This window comes from Vibrio sp. PNB23_22_6 (genome assembly GCF_052877535.1).
The window spans coordinates 1-232 of the sequence record NZ_JBNFXP010000100.1 but is presented as its reverse complement, the minus strand read 5'-3'; the positions used below and the strand labels follow the sequence as shown (position 1 = coordinate 232).

The following is a 232-nucleotide window of genomic DNA, read 5'->3' as shown; positions in this document are numbered from 1 at the left end:
GCCGGACTTGAACCGGCACAACGCGAACGTCGAGGGATTTTAAATCCCTTGTGTCTACCAATTCCACCACCAGGGCACACAAATATTCTTTGTGATGCCTTTACAGAAAAGTAAAACACCATCTGATACCGCTTAACGCCATATCATTTTAATTTGGAGCGACACACGAGGTTCGAACTCGTGACCTCAACCTTGGCAAGGTTGCGCTCTACCAACTGAGCTAGTGTCGCAA

Annotated in this window: 1 tRNA gene; it reads right to left on the bottom strand. The window is 47.4% G+C overall.

What is annotated here, in order from left to right:
• Positions 1–154 precede the first annotated feature (154 nt).
• Positions 155–230, bottom strand: a tRNA-Gly gene (locus ACVA54_RS19775).
• Positions 231–232 lie beyond the last annotated feature (2 nt).